Source organism: Clostridium aciditolerans (assembly GCF_016316925.1).
In the GTDB taxonomy this organism is placed as follows: domain Bacteria; phylum Bacillota; class Clostridia; order Clostridiales; family Clostridiaceae; genus Clostridium_AM; species Clostridium_AM aciditolerans.
Map to the genome: position 1 here is coordinate 131,279 of NZ_JAEEGB010000005.1, position 18,840 is coordinate 150,118.

The 18,840-nt window shown below is 30.8% G+C and carries 16 protein-coding genes; 4 read left to right on the forward strand and 12 right to left on the reverse strand.

Going from position 1 to position 18,840, the window contains the following annotated elements:
• Nucleotides 1-13: 13 nt before the first annotated feature.
• From eutA to I6U51_RS04410, 6 genes are all read right to left on the reverse strand, one after another.
• Nucleotides 14-1,447: an ethanolamine ammonia-lyase reactivating factor EutA gene (gene eutA / locus I6U51_RS04385; RefSeq protein ID WP_211141379.1), complete on the reverse strand. Its 1,434-nt coding sequence runs from the start codon at nucleotides 1,445-1,447 to the stop codon at nucleotides 14-16.
• Nucleotides 1,448-1,734: 287 nt separating this feature from the next.
• Entirely contained in the window at nucleotides 1,735-3,141 is a 1,407-nt protein-coding gene (locus tag I6U51_RS04390; protein WP_211141380.1) for a sensor histidine kinase, read from the reverse strand.
• Between the two features lie 33 nt (nucleotides 3,142-3,174).
• Nucleotides 3,175-3,753, reverse strand: a complete 579-nt coding sequence (locus I6U51_RS04395; protein ID WP_211141381.1) for an ANTAR domain-containing response regulator — start codon at nucleotides 3,751-3,753, stop codon at nucleotides 3,175-3,177.
• 47 nt (nucleotides 3,754-3,800) lie between these two features.
• The gene (locus I6U51_RS04400) at nucleotides 3,801-4,235 is read right to left on the reverse strand and encodes a EutP/PduV family microcompartment system protein (RefSeq protein WP_211141382.1); all 435 of its coding nucleotides are present in this window, start codon (nucleotides 4,233-4,235) and stop codon (nucleotides 3,801-3,803) included.
• Between the two features lie 11 nt (nucleotides 4,236-4,246).
• Nucleotides 4,247-4,636, reverse strand: a complete 390-nt coding sequence (gene eutS, locus I6U51_RS04405) for an ethanolamine utilization microcompartment protein EutS (RefSeq protein WP_211141383.1) — start codon at nucleotides 4,634-4,636, stop codon at nucleotides 4,247-4,249.
• 137 nt (nucleotides 4,637-4,773) lie between these two features.
• A complete protein-coding gene (locus I6U51_RS04410; protein ID WP_211141384.1) occupies nucleotides 4,774-5,943 on the reverse strand; it encodes a 1-propanol dehydrogenase PduQ in 1,170 nt (389 codons plus the stop codon).
• A gap of 559 nt (nucleotides 5,944-6,502) precedes the next feature.
• On the opposite strand from I6U51_RS04410, the gene helD reads away from it, so the two are divergent.
• Nucleotides 6,503-8,749 carry an RNA polymerase recycling motor HelD gene (helD, locus tag I6U51_RS04415; RefSeq protein ID WP_211141385.1) on the forward strand — a complete coding sequence of 749 codons (2,247 nt, stop codon included), beginning with the start codon at nucleotides 6,503-6,505 and terminating at the stop codon, nucleotides 8,747-8,749.
• A gap of 318 nt (nucleotides 8,750-9,067) precedes the next feature.
• Here the strand turns inward: helD and dsdA are convergent, their stop codons facing one another.
• Complete coding sequence (dsdA, locus tag I6U51_RS04420) at nucleotides 9,068-10,432, reverse strand: D-serine ammonia-lyase (protein ID WP_211141386.1); 1,365 nt, start codon at nucleotides 10,430-10,432, stop codon at nucleotides 9,068-9,070.
• A gap of 384 nt (nucleotides 10,433-10,816) precedes the next feature.
• Here dsdA and I6U51_RS04425 point away from each other — a divergent pair, with 384 nt between their 5' ends.
• Both I6U51_RS04425 and I6U51_RS04430 read left to right on the forward strand, forming a co-directional pair.
• The gene (locus tag I6U51_RS04425; protein ID WP_211141387.1) at nucleotides 10,817-11,371 is read left to right on the forward strand and encodes a helix-turn-helix domain-containing protein; all 555 of its coding nucleotides are present in this window, start codon (nucleotides 10,817-10,819) and stop codon (nucleotides 11,369-11,371) included.
• Between the two features lie 444 nt (nucleotides 11,372-11,815).
• Nucleotides 11,816-12,727, forward strand: coding sequence for a DMT family transporter (locus tag I6U51_RS04430; protein ID WP_246517070.1), 912 nt, complete (start codon nucleotides 11,816-11,818; stop codon nucleotides 12,725-12,727).
• Nucleotides 12,728-12,750: 23 nt separating this feature from the next.
• On the opposite strand, the gene I6U51_RS04435 is transcribed toward I6U51_RS04430, so the two are convergent.
• Nucleotides 12,751-14,115: an aminotransferase-like domain-containing protein gene (locus I6U51_RS04435; RefSeq protein ID WP_211141388.1), complete on the reverse strand. Its 1,365-nt coding sequence runs from the start codon at nucleotides 14,113-14,115 to the stop codon at nucleotides 12,751-12,753.
• 114 nt (nucleotides 14,116-14,229) lie between these two features.
• On the opposite strand from I6U51_RS04435, the gene I6U51_RS04440 reads away from it, so the two are divergent.
• Entirely contained in the window at nucleotides 14,230-15,180 is a 951-nt protein-coding gene (locus I6U51_RS04440; RefSeq protein ID WP_211141389.1) for a DMT family transporter, read from the forward strand.
• An 83-nt stretch (nucleotides 15,181-15,263) separates the two neighbouring features.
• Here I6U51_RS04440 and I6U51_RS04445 read toward each other — a convergent pair whose 3' ends face one another.
• The 4 genes from I6U51_RS04445 to I6U51_RS04460 form a co-directional block, all read right to left on the reverse strand.
• Nucleotides 15,264-16,028, reverse strand: a complete 765-nt coding sequence (locus I6U51_RS04445) for a DeoR/GlpR family DNA-binding transcription regulator (protein WP_211141390.1) — start codon at nucleotides 16,026-16,028, stop codon at nucleotides 15,264-15,266.
• 84 nt (nucleotides 16,029-16,112) lie between these two features.
• Nucleotides 16,113-16,490: a RidA family protein gene (locus I6U51_RS04450; RefSeq protein ID WP_211141391.1), complete on the reverse strand. Its 378-nt coding sequence runs from the start codon at nucleotides 16,488-16,490 to the stop codon at nucleotides 16,113-16,115.
• A 19-nt stretch (nucleotides 16,491-16,509) separates the two neighbouring features.
• Nucleotides 16,510-17,460 carry a sugar phosphate isomerase/epimerase family protein gene (locus I6U51_RS04455; RefSeq protein ID WP_211141392.1) on the reverse strand — a complete coding sequence of 317 codons (951 nt, stop codon included), beginning with the start codon at nucleotides 17,458-17,460 and terminating at the stop codon, nucleotides 16,510-16,512.
• Nucleotides 17,461-17,752: 292 nt separating this feature from the next.
• The gene (locus I6U51_RS04460; protein ID WP_211141393.1) at nucleotides 17,753-18,535 is read right to left on the reverse strand and encodes a DeoR/GlpR family DNA-binding transcription regulator; all 783 of its coding nucleotides are present in this window, start codon (nucleotides 18,533-18,535) and stop codon (nucleotides 17,753-17,755) included.
• Between the last annotated feature and the right edge of the window lie 305 nt (nucleotides 18,536-18,840).

The window sequence follows — 18,840 nt, forward strand, 5'->3', positions numbered from 1 at the left end:
TCCCTTATTAAAATTAAGAATTAAAGACTAGTGTTTTTATTACTACTGGAACAACTTTTCCATTAACTAATGGTTTTCCAATATCAATGTAGTCACCATTTTCAACTTTTATACTGTCGATGCAAACTACAATGCTGCTCTTATTTAACTGACGATATATGGTTTGTCCTAAAACTTTCGCTATATCGTTTTCAACAATAATAAAAATTGGGTATCCCTTTTTTAAGAGTTCAGTCATTCCATTTATTAAAGCTCTTGCGAGCATTTGAATCTCCTCAAAGCTTGGACTTTTAAATGCTTTTATTGCCACAGCCACCTGTTGACTTTCATTTTCTAAGTTAAACCATTTAAGCTTTTCTCTTATACTTCTTTCTATTGAATCAAATCCTCCAGCTTCATCTTCAGCGGCTAACTTTAATATAGGTAAATTTTTTATTGGGAATACATCATCTGTATAGGTTATAGTACTGCCGCTTATATCCGTAGTATGAGAACCAGCCCCAACTACTGTAGCTCTAATAGTTTCTATAGCAGATTTAACCTTTAATTTTTTAACCAAATCTGATTTAGCTATTTCTTCTCCTAAAATTACCCCTATGTCTCCATATTTGAAGGGATCTGAGTAATCTTCATTGTATACATAGTCAGCTACCCCACCAGAAAAAGTAATGTATTCTATGTTATATCCATCTTTAATGCCTTTATTGGTTAATAGCTCTTCATATATTGGAGTTCTTGCTTTTACTGAAACAGATTCTTCTAGAATTTTGGTCATTGCCCTAGCAACTTTCCTTATTTTATCTATATCAGCAGTATCACCAACTTCAATTTTGACACCTATACTTTCTGCTAATTTTTTTATTTTAGGATATATATAGTAAATCTTCTTAGTATCTTTATCAATCTTTATAAGCCTTCCACCTATATCTAAACATCCCGTATCTACAAGCTCCCCATTTTTGAATAATGCTAGATTAGATGTTCCACCACCTATATCAATATTTACAACATAAGCATTTTTCTCATCAGAAACTTTATCTGCTCCTGCTCCTCTACCTGCAATGATAGATTCTAGATCAGGTCCTGCTGTTGCTACAACAAAATCTCCTGCAAAGCCACTAAGATTTTGTAATACCTCATTTGCATTTTCTTTTCTAGCAGTTTCTCCAGTTATAATAACCGCTCCTGTTTTTACGTCATTAGGAGTAACGCCAGCCCTTTTATATTCTATTTCTATAATCTCTCTAACTTTATTTCCATCAATTTTGGTTTGTGTGGTAAGAGGGGTAAAGTGAATACTGCTTCTATAAATAAGCTCTTTATCTACAATCTTAATTCTAGGTATAGTAAAACTGCTTGCTGTATTTTCAATTGTTATGTTACTAAATACCAACTGTGTAGTTGATGTTCCAATATCTATTCCTACACTCAATATTTTTTCTCGCATTTTCTCACCTCTTTTCAATAAGGCATCTGAAATAAAATAACAATCAAAGATGCGACGGATATTTTGTGTCAGACAAGGAGACAGGTTCTGCAGATAGTTGGTTTCTATCTAAAGGTTCTGTCGACGAAGTATGACGCAAAATAGACTAGCATACTGATTAGTTATTTTTTTGAAGATGCCCAATATAAAAGCCCAGAGTATGTATTTTTAAATAGCTATTCATAACTACTTAAAAATACATATTCTGGGCTCCATTGCCACTTCTAAGCACAACTTTGTACTTATTATTAAATTTTAAAATCAAATACTACTTTTGTACCTTGGCTATTTGAATATATATTTAAATTACCATTTAATTTATCCTTAACTAAACTTCTTACTATCATCAATCCTAAACTGTTTGTTGAAACCTTATCAGTATCAAATCCAACCCCATTATCAATAATTGATATAGTAGAATAGCTATTTCCCTGTTCTATACTTATGGTAATTTCTCCTTCCTTTCTGTCTTTAAAAGCATGTTTAATTGAATTTTGAAGGAGTTCATTTACTACCAATGCCGTTGATGTAGCTTTATCTGAGCTTACTGTGAAATCATCACCAGTAATGCTAATTTTCAAATTGACATCATCGTTTTTTTCAAAGCTTACTATACTAGATTTTATTTTGTTAATTACTTCTTTTATATTGACTTCATCAATTCCTTGTTTTGCTAGAATCTCATGGGTTGCTGCAATGCTAAGTACTCTATTGATACTTTCATTCATTGCATTTAGAAATTCTTCATTTTTAATTCTTCTAGATTGAAGTCTCAAAAGACTCGCAATGGTTTGAAGATTATTCTTAACCCTATGATGAATTTCTTTTATAACTACAGATTTTAATATCAATTCCTTTTCCTTTTGCTTCATATCAGTAATATCTCTAATTAGTACAACCAAATTTAAAGCTTTATTACTTTGCACTATATATTTTACTTGTAGGCACATTTCTCCCACCTCAAGTTCATATACATCAATGCAATTATTTGAAAGAATATCCTTAAAATAAATTTTATCTAAAGATAAATTAGAAAAGTTCATACCTATTATATCTTCTTTATATCCAAGTTTACTATAAAGTAAGTCTGCTCCTGGATTTTTAAATTTTAATATTCCACTTTCATCAAATATTAATATAGCTTCATTAATATAGTAGGTTATATCACTTTCCTTGTAATATTTCTTTTCAATTTGAGTAGTTAGCTCTTCATTTGCTTCTGCTAATATTTCCATCTTTCTATCATTGTTTAAATTTTCAGTTACATCTTTTTCTATTATAAGTATACCTATAGTTTTATTATCACTATTTCTTATAGGTTCAACACTTTGCTTTACTTTAATATGTTCTTGAGTTATTCCCTTTATATCTCTTCCAGGCATTCCAATATCAATTGCTCTGATAACTGCAGGTTCATTTTCTCTTATGGCTAGTTTTCCAACTACTTTTTGCTTGTACAAGGATGCTTTATTTGTAGGCTTTGCCTCAGCTACCACAATAGCCGCATCCTTATGAGTAGTTGGACAATCTATAAAAACATCACCACCAGCAGAATCTGCAATTAATTGAATAGTCCTAGCTATATTCTCAATAATTTCGATATCTTTATCATTTAAACATGTGTGCTTTAAGCACAACTCTCTTATTTCACTCATATTATTACCTACATTGTCTTATTATTTGTAAAATTAAATCCCATCTTTGCTCATGATTATTATTCCCGCTATATCTTTCATGGTTACTCTTTTCTTCATACTCAAGTTTCTAATCATTGAAAAAGCCTCTTCTTCTGATATTCCCTGTTGAGTCATTAATATACCTTTAGCTTTTTCAATTACTTTTCTTGCTTCAAGTTTTTTTTCTATACTTATCATGTTATTTTTCATTTCTTTTAGTTCATTTGATTTAGCCATAGCTACTTCTATCGCAGGTATAAGTGATTTATTATCTAATGGTTTTACTAAATATCCAATTACTCCTGCATCCTTTGCTTTCTCAACAAAGTTTGTATCACTATAAGCACTTAGAAGAATAATACCATCTGCTAGTCCTTCTTGAATAATTATTTTTGAAGCATTTATTCCATCTAATAGTGGCATTTTTATATCCATGATTACGATATTAGGTAAATGTTTCTTACATACTTCAATAGCATCAAAGCCATCTGAAGCTTCTCCTACCACAACGTAGCCAGCTTCTTCTAACATTTCTCTAATGTCCATCCTTGTAATAGGTTCATCATCGGCTATTACAATTTTTTTACTCATGTTTACACCCCTCTTTGGAAATAATAATCAAATCAGAACAATATTTGTTAACTATTATTCCAATGTAAATAACTTTTTATGTTTTCTATTCCTAGATTTTCAATAACACTTACTTTAAATATCTCCTCAGCACCTGCTTCTATTAAATATTCCTCTGAAGCTTTAATATCTTTATCACATAAATCCACCTTAGTTATTATTCCAATAACAGGTTTAGGAAAAATACTCCCAAAGCTAGGTGGAAAAACACTTAATTCTTTATCACAAGGCTGTATAAGACCAATAACGTCTGCATCTACAGCTTCTGTAATCAATGCATTATAGTAATTTCTATTTTCAATATACTCTCCTGGAGTATCTATAACTAGATTACTATATTCCATTGCTTGAGTTTTTTTATATTCCACTTTTTCATTATTTAGTGCTTGAGTTAAACTTGTTTTTCCACATCCAACTTGTCCAATTAGCATTATCTTTTTCAACGGTATTCCTCCTATGATTTAGTTATCTTAGATGTAGTAAAATCCAGCACTGTACTGAGCATATTTAAAACCTCTGTTAATGCAACTTCAACGCTGGAAACGTCACCTACAATTACAAGAGATCCACTAAATCTATCTACAAAGCCTATTTTTACGTCAGCTACCTTAGTTGCTACATCAGATGCGATTATAGCAGCCTCGCTAGGCGTTATAGTTAAAATTCCTATAGCCTCAGTATACTCATCTGATAATCCTAACTTTTTATATACAGCCTTATTGGGATGAGCAATTAAATGAGCTAATGTTATTTGTTTTCCAGGAACATATTCTTGAATTACTCTTTGTTTTTCTTCCAATTTCAACACTCCAATACGAAATAAAAAGCCCTTTAAAAAACGCATATAGCGTGATTTATAAGAGCTCCATTACTCAATTTATATTGCTCGCCGTTGAACAACATTTATAGCTTATATATTTATGTACTAATTATATAAATAAAAAGGAAAATTGTCAATACTTTATTTATTCTGTAAAAAAACTACTTTCCGTTGTAAGTTTTTCTAAATAACTGAATTAAATCTTCTTTACATGCCTCTCTAGGATTAGTTGAGGTACATCCATCTTTAAGCGCTATATCACAAATATCACTCAAGTTTTTTTCAAATTCAGTTTCATTAATATTTAAATCTTTAATTTTATTTACGATGCCAACGCTTTTAATTAAGCTCTTAACTCCACTAACCAGTGCCTTAACACCATCACTAACATTATTGGAAGTAGTTAGTCCTAAAAACTTAGATATTTCTGCATATTTAACAGCAGCCTTAGTATATTCCTTTCTTGCGTTAAATTTTATATCTGCATTATATTCTATTACATGTGGTAATACTATTGCATTTGCTTTTCCATGAGAAACGTGGAATCTTCCACCTAGTATGTGTGCCATACTGTGATTTATTCCAAGAGAAGCATTGGTAAAAGCAAGTCCAGCTATACATGAAGCATTATGCATTTTTTCTCTTGCTTCCATGTCACTACCATCTTTATAAGCTCTTTGCAAATATTTAAATACAAGTTTAATGCTCTTTTCAGCTAATGCATCGGTATAGTCTGTAGCGTTTTTAGAAACATAAGCTTCAATACCATGAGTCAATACATCTATTCCAGTATCTGCAGTAATCGGTTTCGGAACAGACTTTACAAGCTCTGCATCTAAAATTGCTATATCCGGTATCATTTCTTCTTCAACTAATGGATACTTCATATTAAGCTTTTTGTCTGTAATAACAGAAAATGAGGTAACCTCAGACCCTGTTCCACTGGTAGTTGGTATTGCAATAAATATTGTTTTTTTAGCTTCCTGTCCCTTCTCTAAGCCTTTTTTGATTAAAGTTCTAAAATGAATTATAGACTTAGCAGCATCTATCGCTGAACCTCCGCCCATCGTAATTAGTACATCTGGATTATATTTATCCATAGCTTTAATTCCCTTAGCAACTACTTCAATAGGTGGATCTGGAACTATTTCAGAAAAAATTTCATAATTAATATCTGAAGCCTCTAAATGCTCCGTTACCTTATTGATGAATCCTGAAGTCACCATAAATGGATCTGTTACAACAAATGCTCTTTTACAGTTTATTTCTCTTAGCTTTTTAAGTTCACCTTTCCCAAAATACACTTTGGGTCCTACATTAAAAGTACTCATTTAATCACTTCCTGTTCTAAAATTCTTATTTTTGATAGTTTAAAAAAATATAAAAAGCCCCTTAAGAAAATCTTAAGGAGCTTCATTACTCACATAAATATGCACATCTTTGTACATATCTCTATATTAAATTACAGTATTATTTATTTGTTATGTTACTACTCAAACTTAACTTTGTCAATAGTTCAATTTTAGATACGATTAAGAGCAAAAACTTATTAGGGCAAGCTCATACATCTCATTCTAGAACAAAATGAATTATTTAAGCTTTATTACTGCAGGATACATCGTCACTATTTTGTGTTATAAATGTAATTTATTACAACATGATTTTATTCAGAATTAACTCGGGGGAACAACATCATAAAAAGCCATTTGTTCAATGACAAACGGCTTTAATATTGACACAACAAAATAAAAGTGATACTATAGGTTTGGTGTCACTTTCTGTGTAATTAATTTTATAATTTCTCAATTATATTATACACCTTCACAAAAACAATGTCAACAGGTTTTAGAAATAATCTTACTAAATTATTCATTATTAAGGGGGTTTATTATGAGCAATAACGACTTTGAATGGAAACTCGAAAATGAATGGCTGCTGGAGGTACTTAAAGAGGCTAAAAAACAGTTTGATGAAAAACATGATTTTAAGGAAAAATTTAAAAAGGATGCCCTTGAAACACAAAAGCAGCTCTGGCAGGACATAGGTTCTGTTTCCATAAGCAATGGATTGGAACAGATCGTGGGCTTTATGGAATTTATCGATACCATGAAAATACAAAAGAGAAGGCATGAGTTTACTAGAAAGCTTGAGGAGAAATATGAAAGAATGCTTTTGTCGCCCTATTTTGCAAGAATGGATTTTGTTGAAAAGGGAGAGGATACTGCTGAAAAGTGTTATATAGGAATCTCCAACCTTATTAATGATAATTTTGATTTCCTCGTATATGACTGGAGAGCGCCAATTTCCAGCATGTTTTATGATTACGAAATTGGAGAAGCAAATTATAAATGCCCTGAAGGAATAGTAGATGGGAAACTTACACTGAAAAGACAGTACAAAATTAATAATGGTAAAATTGAATATATGTTTGACAGCAATCTTAAGATAGACGATGAAGTACTGCAGGATATCTTGAGTAAGAGTACCGATAGCAAGATGAAGGCCATAGTAACAACTATTCAAAGAGAGCAGAATAAAGTAATTCGTAATGAGGAGTACAAAAATTTGATTGTTCAAGGTCCTGCTGGAAGCGGAAAAACTTCTGTTGCTCTTCATAGAATTGCTTATCTCTTATATAAGCATAGAGATAAGATAACACCTAAGAATATAATAATATTCTCTCCAAATGATATTTTTAATGATTATATTTCTAATGTATTACCGCAGCTTGGAGAAGACAATATGTATCAGACCACCTTTAAGGAATATATGCATAAGGCCTTAGGAAGTGAGCTTAAGAAGGAAAACTACTGCGAGATGATGGAATATATCCTTGCCTCAAGGAAGGAATGCTCATATCAAAAGAGAATCAGCAATATAAAACTTAAGTCTTCAATGGAGTTTATAGATATATTAAAACAATATGTAGTCTACGTTGAAAAATTGGATAGAAATTTTGTGGATATAATTTTAAGAGGCAATTTAATAATCTCTTCAAAGGAGTTAGAAGAACTGTTTTTTAAAGATTATGCGCAGCTCCCACTGAAAAGAAGACTTCAAAAGATAAGAGAAAGAATTTTGTTCCTTTTAGAGCCTTATGAAAAATATCATATAAAAGAAGTTGCTGATGAACTTAGGAATTCAGGCTCGTATATAGATAAAGAAGAAATTATGGAACTCAGTACAGCTATGATAAAGGGTGAGCTGAAAGATATTTATTATGAAATCAATAGAATGACAGAGTTTAATTTAGTGGATATTTATAAAAAGCTATTTGAGAACCTGGAGTTTTTCTTGAGTAATTCAAATACCGAATACGATGGGAAGAAAATTAGCAAAATAAAAAGCTATACCTTAGAAAACCTGAATGCTCGAAAGCTTAATTATGAGGATCAACCGCCTCTTTTATATCTAAAAGGCGCACTAGGAGATCTTCCTAAGACATCAGAAATCAAATACGTTATCATTGATGAGGCTCAGGACTATACACCGCTGCAGTATGAAATTTTTTATCAGCTTTTCAATCACGCCAATATAACTATACTGGGTGATCTTAATCAATCCATCAATCCGTTTATGAACGTAGGAGATTATAATAATATCTCTCATATATTTTCGAAAGATAACACCTGCATAATGAATTTAACCAAAAGCTACAGATCCACAATGGAAATCACTAAGTTTTCAAGAAGGCTGCTTAATAAGAACATTACTGATGGATGTGTAGAAAGAAGTGGAGATGCTCCCCTGCTCCTTGGCTTTTCAGATGAAGAAGCTATAAAAGCAAGACTTATTGAGGATATAAAAATATATAAGGAGAAAGGCTACCAATCAATTGGAATCATAACAAGGACTGCAAAGGAAGCACAGGAGGTATACAGTTTCTTGGAAGATAAAGTTTCAGTTAAAGCAATAATAAAGGATGATGATGAATATGTGAGTGATACCTTGGTGATCCCAGCTTACCTTGCTAAAGGATTGGAATTTGATGTGGTGCTTATCTATAATGCAGGAGATGAAAATTATATTTGCGAAGAAGAAAGACTTCTTCTTTATACTGCCTGTACCAGAGCGCTTCATGTTTTATGCATATACTACTCAGGCAAGGGAACACCATTGCTTAAAGGAAATTATTAAATTTAGAGCTATAAATATTCTTTTTGACGGAGAGAGAGCATGGCTTGTAGATTGGGAAGCAGCTTTTTAAACGATCGCTATTTTGATTTAGCCCTTTTCGCAAACTTTGTGATACTTGAAAACAAATAACTTTCTTAAAATTTTACCAGCCGATTTTACACTTTAAAATGCTTAAAGAAAAAAGCACCCTAAAATCTTATATTTCAAGGTTTTAAAGGTACTTTATTTTAAAACGCGGCTGGTAAAATAAATTGAGATTATTATAAGTATAGAAGACGTACCACTATAAATATCTTAGTTAATTTAGTTTTCTATCTTTTAATCCTCTAGTAACTCACAGCCCTTTTTATAGTAAGCTTCCATTACATCCTTTGGAACCATGCTTCCACCTGTAGCCCAAGCAATATGTGAAGCATTTTTCATTTTATCTTTTAAGTTGTTATTTTCTATATACTTTTGTCCAGCTTCAGTTTTAAATAGGTCAATTGGACCAGGTATACCAGCTAAAGCAGAAGGCTCTAGATAGATGTTTTCTGATTCTATTAGTGTACTTAAAAGTACATATAATTTTTCATCTTTTGCTGTATAAGATCCGCTCATTAGCTCTTGTAGTGTCTTCCCTACGAAGCCTGAAGCTCTTCCAACAGCAAGTCCGTCTGCTGCTGTAATATTGTCTATTCCAAAGTCTTGAACGCATACCTTATCATGCATGTCTGTCATTAATCCTATAATCATACATGGAGAATGTGTTGGTTCTGCAAAGAAGCAGTGTACATTATCTTTAAATATTAATTTTAAACCAAAGGCAACTCCACCAGGTCCACCTCCAACTCCGCATGGAAGATATGCAAATAGTGGATGCTCTTCATCTACAACTACATTCTTTTCCTCTAATTGATTTTTCAATCTATAAGCTGCAACTGCATATCCTAAAAATAAGTTAGTTGAATTCTCATCATCAACAAAATACATATTTGGGTCTGCCTCTGCTTGTTTTCTACCTTCTTCTACTGCTTTACTGTAATCTGACTCATACTCAACTACTGTAACTCCCTTACTTCTAAGAAGATTCTTTTTCCATTGTTTTGCATCCGCTGACATATGAACAAAAACTTTAAAACCTAGTTGAGCACTCATTATTCCAATGCTAAGACCTAGATTTCCAGTTGATCCAACTGCGATAGAATACTTAGCAAAGAATTCTCTAAATTTATCACTATCTAAAATTGAATAATCATCTTCTACTGTTAGCATGCCCTTTTCAATAGCTAAATCTTCTGCATGCTTTAGTACTTCATAAATGCCGCCTCTTGCTTTAATTGATCCTGAAATAGCAAGATGACTATCGCATTTTAGTAATAGTTGTCCTAAAATTTCTTGATTAAACATTTCCTCTATTTTTTTCTGCATATTAGGAATCTTAGCAATAGGAGATTCTATAATTCCATTTGTTTGTTGTGTTTCTGGAAAAACTTTAGCTATATATGGTGCAAATCTTTTTAGTCTTTCTTCTGCATCTTTTACATCTGCTTCTGATAAAGAAATCTTTTTTATAGCATCTTCAAACTTTCCATACTTAGGGTTGGTCCAAAACGCTTCTTCTGTACAAATAATTTTGTCCATTAAAGGATATTCTGCTTTCCACTGCTCTAAAGTTTTTCCTTGTATTACTTTTTCACTCATACAATATACCTCTTTCTTCTATAATATTTTATATTAAACGTTTTCTCAGAGAAGTTTATTTTAATTTAATATTGTTAAGTATAGTTTAACAGTACCATTTATTTTAGTCAAGTTTTATTTAACATAATTAAATTATATTAAACACAATTTTACAAAACATTAAAGTATTATGTTATAATAAATAATTATATTCATTATTAAATATATAAATCATTTTTTATCCGATGACTACCCGCTCTAATACTCCCATCTTTTTTTAGCCGGAGTAAAGAGCGGCTATGTCCCTGGATAACGACTTCTAAGCTTCAGATGAACTCAAAACTCCACCTGAAGCCAAGAATTCTGTTTAAATAAAATAACCTATATTAAGAAGGAGAACAATGTATGGATGATATAAACGTTGGTGAAAAAATATCAGAGTATCGAAAAGCAAAAAATTTGAGCATAAGAGATTTAGCAAAGCTAACTAATGTAACCCCTTCTTTATTAAGCCAGATTGAAAGAGGATTAGCAAATCCCTCTTTAAATACGCTAAAAGTTATTGCTAAAATTTTAGAAATTCCGCTATTCGCCTTTTTCGTTACACCTTTAAATACTAAGGAATTAGTAGTAAGATCTGATAAACGTAAAAAAATGATATTACCAGAAAATAAAAATGTAGCATATGAATTATTGTCACCAGATCTAAGTGGAGCAATTGAATTTGCGCTTATGAAGTTAACACCTAATTCTAATTCCTCTGAAGAGTTGATGGAGCATGAAGGAGAAGAAGTAGCTTTTGTTATAGAAGGAAAGCTAAATCTTTATATAGATAGTAATGTTATTGTATTAGACACTGGAGATAGCGTACGCATTCCTAGAGGAATGAAACATAAGTGGGAAAACTCATATAAGGAGAATGGAGCAATTGTTTTTGCCATTACTCCGCCATCATTTTAGTATAGGAATGTGGTGACAGTTTTATTGTCACCACATTTTTAGTTCTTCAATTTAAATTCAAACTCTTCGCTTCAAAATCCAACCCATATAGATATTCAACCTAAATGTTTGACTTATTAGTCTTATTCATAGGGTCACCTCTTCTGTACTGTTAATAATAAATATCACTCTAAAATGAAGTGATATATACTAGGAATAGTTTAAGATGCAACAATATATAAATATAATATTATACAAAATTCATTCTTAATAAAAAATACTGTTATAAAGGAATCTATACTATACTTTTTATCTAAACAAACCTTAAATTCTTGAAGATAATAAACTTGTATAAAATACTAAATTATTTAAGTTTCTTTTTATTTTATACAAAGGTATAAAAATATAGTAATAGAATCAATAAAACAAGAGTTATTATTAATCATAATTAATTTATGAAAGGAGATGATCAAACTGAATAATAAAAGATTAGGCGCTAATATACTCTTGCTACTCACTGCAGCTATATGGGGATTGGGATTCGTTGCACAGAGGGTAGGTTCTCAATCTATAGGAGCCTTTACCTTTAATGGAATAAGATTTGCCCTTGGAAGCATTTCTCTTATACCCTTACTTATTTATTTTAATAAAAGAGAGAAAATCACTAGCGATGACGAGAGTACTGTAGAAGCACCCTCTAAAAAAACAATTCTACCTGGGGTATTGGTTGGTGTTGCTCTTTACGCAGGTGTAACCCTGCAGCAAATAGGACTTATATATACAACTGCTGGAAAAGCAGGCTTTATTACAGGGCTTTATATGGTCATTGTGCCAGTCATCGGAATATTTTTAGGACATAGAATTGGGAAAAATTCATGGATCGGAGTAGGACTTGCAGTTGTTGGACTCTACCTCCTAAGCATAAATGAAAATTTTAGTATCAGCTATGGCGACTTACTTGAGCTTATAGGATCAGTGTTCTGGGCCATACACATTTTAACAATAGATTATTTTTCTAATAAGATTGAGCCTTTGAAATTATCATGTATTCAATTTGCAACATGTTCATTATTAAGCCTGATAACAGCTTTAATATTCGAACATATTACCACGAGCAGCATATTAGGTGCTTTAATTCCACTACTTTACAGTGGTCTTTTATCTGTTGGTGTAGCATATACCCTCCAAGTAGTAGCTCAAAAGAATGCTAAGCCCTCTCACACAGCCATCATTCTAAGTATGGAGTCAGTATTTGGTGCTATAGGCGGTGCACTTATACTTGGAGAAACTATGAGCAGCAGAGGGTATATCGGTTGTATTCTTATACTTGGAGGAATACTAGCATCACAGATCAAATTTTCTCCAAAGCAATCATAGTCAGTTTTCAATTGTTTTATACTTTAGACAAAATTCTTTCTGCTTAAATATTCAATCTCTTGAATTATTTCATTAATTCCTTCATCAATATAGTCTTCTGCCACATTTGAAACATTTATTTTCAGTATTGATTTCTTTATTGGAAATGAGTTCAAATAACTACTATCTGCTGTGTCAACTATAATTGATTTCTTTTTTAGTCTATTTATAAGTTTTTCACAGGATATTTTCTTATCTAATTCTATATATGTATGAACACATATATTTTTCAACGGACTATACTTATAAATATGATTACTACTATCAATTTTCTTTTCCAATAAAGAAGTCAAACATTTTGCTCTTAAAAGATAGGATGCTTTAATTTTTTCCTTATGTCTTTCAAACATACCGCTTTTAATGTAGATTTCTAATGCTGCTTGAGAAAGCATTGAACTATCTATATCAAGAACACTTTTATATTTGCTAAATCTTTCAACAATGCTTTCAGGAATAACTGCAATACCAATCCTTAAGCCTGGAAAAATAATTTTTGAATAACTTTTTAGATATATAACATGTGAAAAATCATCATATGAGAATATTGGATCAGCTTTCAAATTCTGTTCAAAATCAGCTAAATAATCATCTTCTACAATATATACATCATATTTCTTTGCAAGTTCTAAAATCTTCTTCTTTTCTTCTTGTGAATATGAAGTTCCTAAAGGATTATGATATCTTGGCATAGTGTAAAAAAATTTAATGTTTTCTGATTTAAATATTCTCTCTAATTCTAGCATATCAATTCCTTCACCGGTTCTTTCTATACCAACTACTGGTACTTTATGCGTTTCCAAGTAATCTATAAACAAATGATAACCAGGTTGTTCAATTAGTATAGTTTCTTTATTATTTGGAAAAGGTATTGAAGCTAAAATTGATAATGCCTGTTGAACACCTGATGTAATAAAAATATTTTTCTTATTGGTAAACACCTGATAGTTAGCCAATTGTTTTTGTATAACATCTATTAAAGAAGATAGCCCTTTAGGTGTGCCATATATAAACAAATCATTTTTATATATATCAATTGCTTGATTAATACAATGCTGAAAATCTAAGTATGGAAACACCTCTGGATCTGGGGCAGAAGATGAAAAATTCAATATAAGCTTCTCACCTTTTGTTAAGTTAGGTTTTCTTGTCACAACATAGTATCCACTTTTGGGAAGAGAATAAACTATGTGTCTTCTTTCCAATTCATTTAGTGCACTAATAACCGTACTTTTATTACAATTGTAATTTCGAGTTAAACTTCGAATCGAAGGAATTCTTTCCCCTTCTTTATATCTACCACTTTTTATCATGTTTTCAATCTCATTTGATACCGCTAAGTATTTATACATAACTTACTCCTTTGAACTATTGTACCGGTATAGATTGTTTTTATTTTTATTGTATCATAAGATTTTATCTACTAACATAGATATATAAGATTATAATTACGGAGGAATATTAAAATGAAAAATGTAAATAAAAAGAATGCCTATTTTGCTGCTTCTCTATATGCACTTATTATAGGATTCTCATTTCTATTTGTAAAACTAGCTTTAACTGTTACAGATCCACTAAATATCCTTGCACATAGATTTACAATATCTTTTCTTGCTGCTTCTATCCCTATTATATTTGGATGGATAAAGTTGGACATAACCTTTAAAGATATACTTCCAATATTACCAATTTCATTGTTTTATCCAACTTTATTTTTTGCTTTTCAGGCCTTTGGATTAGTATATATTTCATCCTCAGAAGCTGGAATCATCCAAGCGACTATACCAATTTTTACAATGATTCTAGCAACACTTTTTTTAAAGGAGTATTCTAGTAGACTACAAAAGGTATCACTGATTTTATCTGTATCTGGGGTAATTTACATCTTTCTTATGAAAGGTTTAAATTTAAAATCTGCTAACTTTATAGGAGCCATATTAATTATTTTATCAGCACTTGCCTCCGCTGGTTATAATGTGCTAGCAAGGAAAATAACAAAAAAATATAAAATAATGGATTTAACTTACATGATGACCTTTATAGGCTTTCTAAGTTTTAATTTAATATCTATCGTGGATCATGGTCTTCGAGGCACTCTTAATGTTTATTTCAAACCATTTGTTAGTCCATTATTTGTAGTTTCAGTACTTTATTTAGGTATATTATCTTCACTTGTAACGTCATTGTTATCAAATTATACTTTGTCCCAAATAGAAGCATCTAAGATGAGCGTATTCAGTAATCTATCTACACTGATAACTATGCTTGCTGGAGTTATATTCCTAAATGAGCATTTATATTATTATCATATAATTGGAGCAGTGATGATTATTGCTGGAATAATTGGAACGAATTTTTTAGATAAAAAAATCTTAAAAAGTGATTCCAAAGAAAAAATTTCTGAAGATTCTCTTTAAAGTTTTAAAAAAGAACCGGTATTTAATATTATCTAAGTTGATACCATTAAATACCGGTTATGTACATACTGTTCTATAACTTTTTATTCCCTTATGATTTCAACACCATTATCTTTATATATATCAATATAACTGTCTTTTAACTTTGAATCAGTAACAATAACATTGATTTCTTCAAAATCACAAAGCTTTAGTAAAGACACTTTACAAAACTTACTGCTATCAGCTAATATTACAGCTTTTTCGGATACCCTAATCATTTTTTTCTGTACTCCAACCTCTTCAAAACTGTAACTTGTAATACCTTTATTAATAGATATTCCCCCTACACTGATAAATGCAATATCTAAATTAAAGTTGTTCATAATATCCTCTGCTGTACGACCAACAATAGAAAGCTCATCATTTTTCAAAAATCCCCCTATAACAATGATAGTATATTGACTCATATCTGATAATTCATCTGCAATAACTAAAGAATTTGTCAATATAGTTAATCTTTCAAATTTACCTTTTAATACTCTTGCAAGTTCTAAATTAGTCGTACTAGCATCCATTGCGACAGATTGTCCTTCCTTAACTAAACCTGCTGCAATATTTGCAATTTCTTTTTTTTCTTCCACACATTCTTTTTTACGAGCCTCAAATCCTGTGGTTCTTTTGTTAACTTTCTCAAGAACTGCTCCACCATGGACCCTTTTACATAATCCTTCTTTCTCTAAATTTTCTAAATCTCGCCGTATAGTTTCAATAGATACATTAAATAATTTAGTAAGCATAGAAACTTTTACAACACCCTTTTCTTCAAGAATATTAATAATTTTTCCATACCTATATTGTGCCAACATGAATTATCCCCCCTATAACAATACAAAGTATCACAAGCAATTTAATAAGGATGGCGATTTTTAACGCCATCCTTAGTTTATATATTAGATAGTTGCTACTAATTCAATTTCAACTAATGCACCCTTTGCTAATTCAGCTCCTCCCACTGTGCTTCTAGCAGGATGTTTTTCTGAAAAATAAGTGGCATAAACTTCATTCATTTTTGCAAAATCTTTTAAGTCTTTTAAGAACACTGTTGTTTTAAATACTTTGCTCATATCGCTTCCAGCTGCTTCGATAATTGCCTTTCCATTCTCTAAAGCTTGTCTTGTTTGCTCTTCAATAGTCTCTGCAATTTCTCCTGTTTGAGGATTAATTGGTAATTGTCCTGAAGTATACACCGTATCTCTAACTATTACTCCTTGTGAATAAGGTCCAATAGCTGCTGGTGCATTATTAGTTGATATAATTTGTTTTTCCATGTTTATTTCTCCATTTCTATTATCTGCAATATTTATCTCTTAAAGCTAAGACATGTTTAACTGTTTGTTCAACACCTTTTTCTTGATCTTCAATCATTTTTTCAATAAGATTTTCTGGTGGGTAATAATAATCTGCAGGTTTAATTACATTTTCATCGTATGGTGGATTTTCAACTTTAAAAGCACCTTGTCCTACTTCATATACTCCACCTGCTCCAGGTTCTCTTTTAAAAGAAACTGCATATGGGAAACACATTTCAATATTAATTCTTGTTAATTTTGATTCATTAACTAGTGTTTTGAAACATTCATCTAAATCTATATTGCCTGTACCTGCTGGAACTCCACAAACTTTATATTCATCTCCATCTTTAATAACAGTATGATCTTTAAAATGTGTAGTAAATGCATATGGAGCTAACTTTCTAACAGCTTCAACTGGATCTTCCCATGCCATCATTCCATTTCCAATATCACAATGTGCTCCAACCCAAGGGCTGTTTACTTCTTTAATTATTTTAATTACTTCATCTGTAGTCTCTTCTTCATGATTTTCAACCGCAAGCTTTATTCTATATTTCTTTAATAATGGTACTATTTGTTTTATATCTTCTGGAGCCTTCTCTAAGATAGCTTGGTCATAAACACCGAAACAGCAATAAGTACGAATTACGTCCGCTCCTATTTTATGAGCAACTTCTATAACCTTTGTTAAATGTTCTGGATCTGTTCCATTGGTATCGATTTCGGCAAATAGATTATATTTTTGAATCTCTTGTTTTACTCTTTCTAAGTATTCAGGTTCAAAAGATTCTAAAACAGCTATGTGTTCTTTTCCTGGCCATGGAATAATATTTAACATTACACCGTCTAATCCCAATTCAGCAGTTTTTCTTATAAACTTAAATACATCCATTCTTTTAGTAATAAACTGCAAATGGTAGCTTTCTGTTTCTAATCCTATTTTCATGCGAGTCCATCCTTTCTATCTATAAACAAATTTTTGCTTTATTATTTATTTAACTAATATTAGTATACATCAGTTTATGTGTATTTTCAAGGTTTTTATTGATATTTATTGTATTTATGTGTTTTTGAGAGCATTTATAACACTTTCATCTGTGCTTTTGTCTGTATTTTGTCTTGAGCATTTCTTTATTTGTAATAATAAAAGCACCCAAAATAAATACTAAATTCATTCGAGTGCATATATATCTTACTTTAATATCTTTTCCCATATAAATTAAATACGCGATTCTTATCTATTCATTTACAATTTCTATTCCATTCTTCAAGTATTTGTTCAAAATTTTAGAATCTAATTTTGAATCCGTTATAATTAAGTTTACTTCATGAATATCTTCCACTTTAATAAGTGATACAGTGTCTATTTTACTGCTATCAGCTAATACTATAGTTTCTTGAGAAATTTCTATTAATTTTTTTTGTATTTGAACCTCTTCTGGCGAAAAATCAGTAATACCTCTTACTAAGGATACACCACTAACACTAATAAATGCTTTATCAACAACAAAATTAGAAATTAGATTTTCAGCAAATTCACCATAAAAAGCACGCTCTTTATGATTTAATACGCCTCCAGTTGAAATAACAGTGAACCTATCTGCATCTACTAGTTCATTAGTAATCAATAATGAATTTGTTATAATTGTAAGTTCTTTAAAATGCTTCTTTAACTCTCTAGCAAGTTCTATATTAGTAGTACTATCATTCAATGCAATTGATTGACCATCTTCTATATACCTAATAGCAGTCTTTGCAAGTTCTTTTTTTTCATATATAAACTCTTTTTCTCTTTTTATATAATTTAATTTTTGAATCTCATTTTTCTTTAATACAGCACCACCATAAACACGTTTTAAGAAACCATCTTTCTCTAAAGCCTCTAAATCTCTTCTTATTGTTTCAATAGAAACGCCAAATAATTTAATTAATTTAGATACTTTAACACTTCCTTCTTCTTCAAGCATCTGCAAAATTGAATCTTTTCTTTCTTCTGCTAACACTAAATTACACCATTCCATTAAATTATAAGTATTTACTTAAATATTATACCAATATAACTTCTTTGTTTAAATACAAATTATAAAACACTTAATTTTCTTAGTTTATAAACAGGATTCTTGGCTTCAGGTGGAGTTTTAAACTCCATCTGAAGCTTAGAAGCCGTTATCCAGGGTCGTAGTGCCACTTATGCCCAACTTTAAGAAGTTGGGGTGTTAGTGGCGGTAGACATCGGATAAATTTAAAATAGCTTTAGTAATATTTAGTTGAATATTTCTAAAGCTATTTTTATAAGTTTTTATATTAACTGATCTTTCAAATCAAA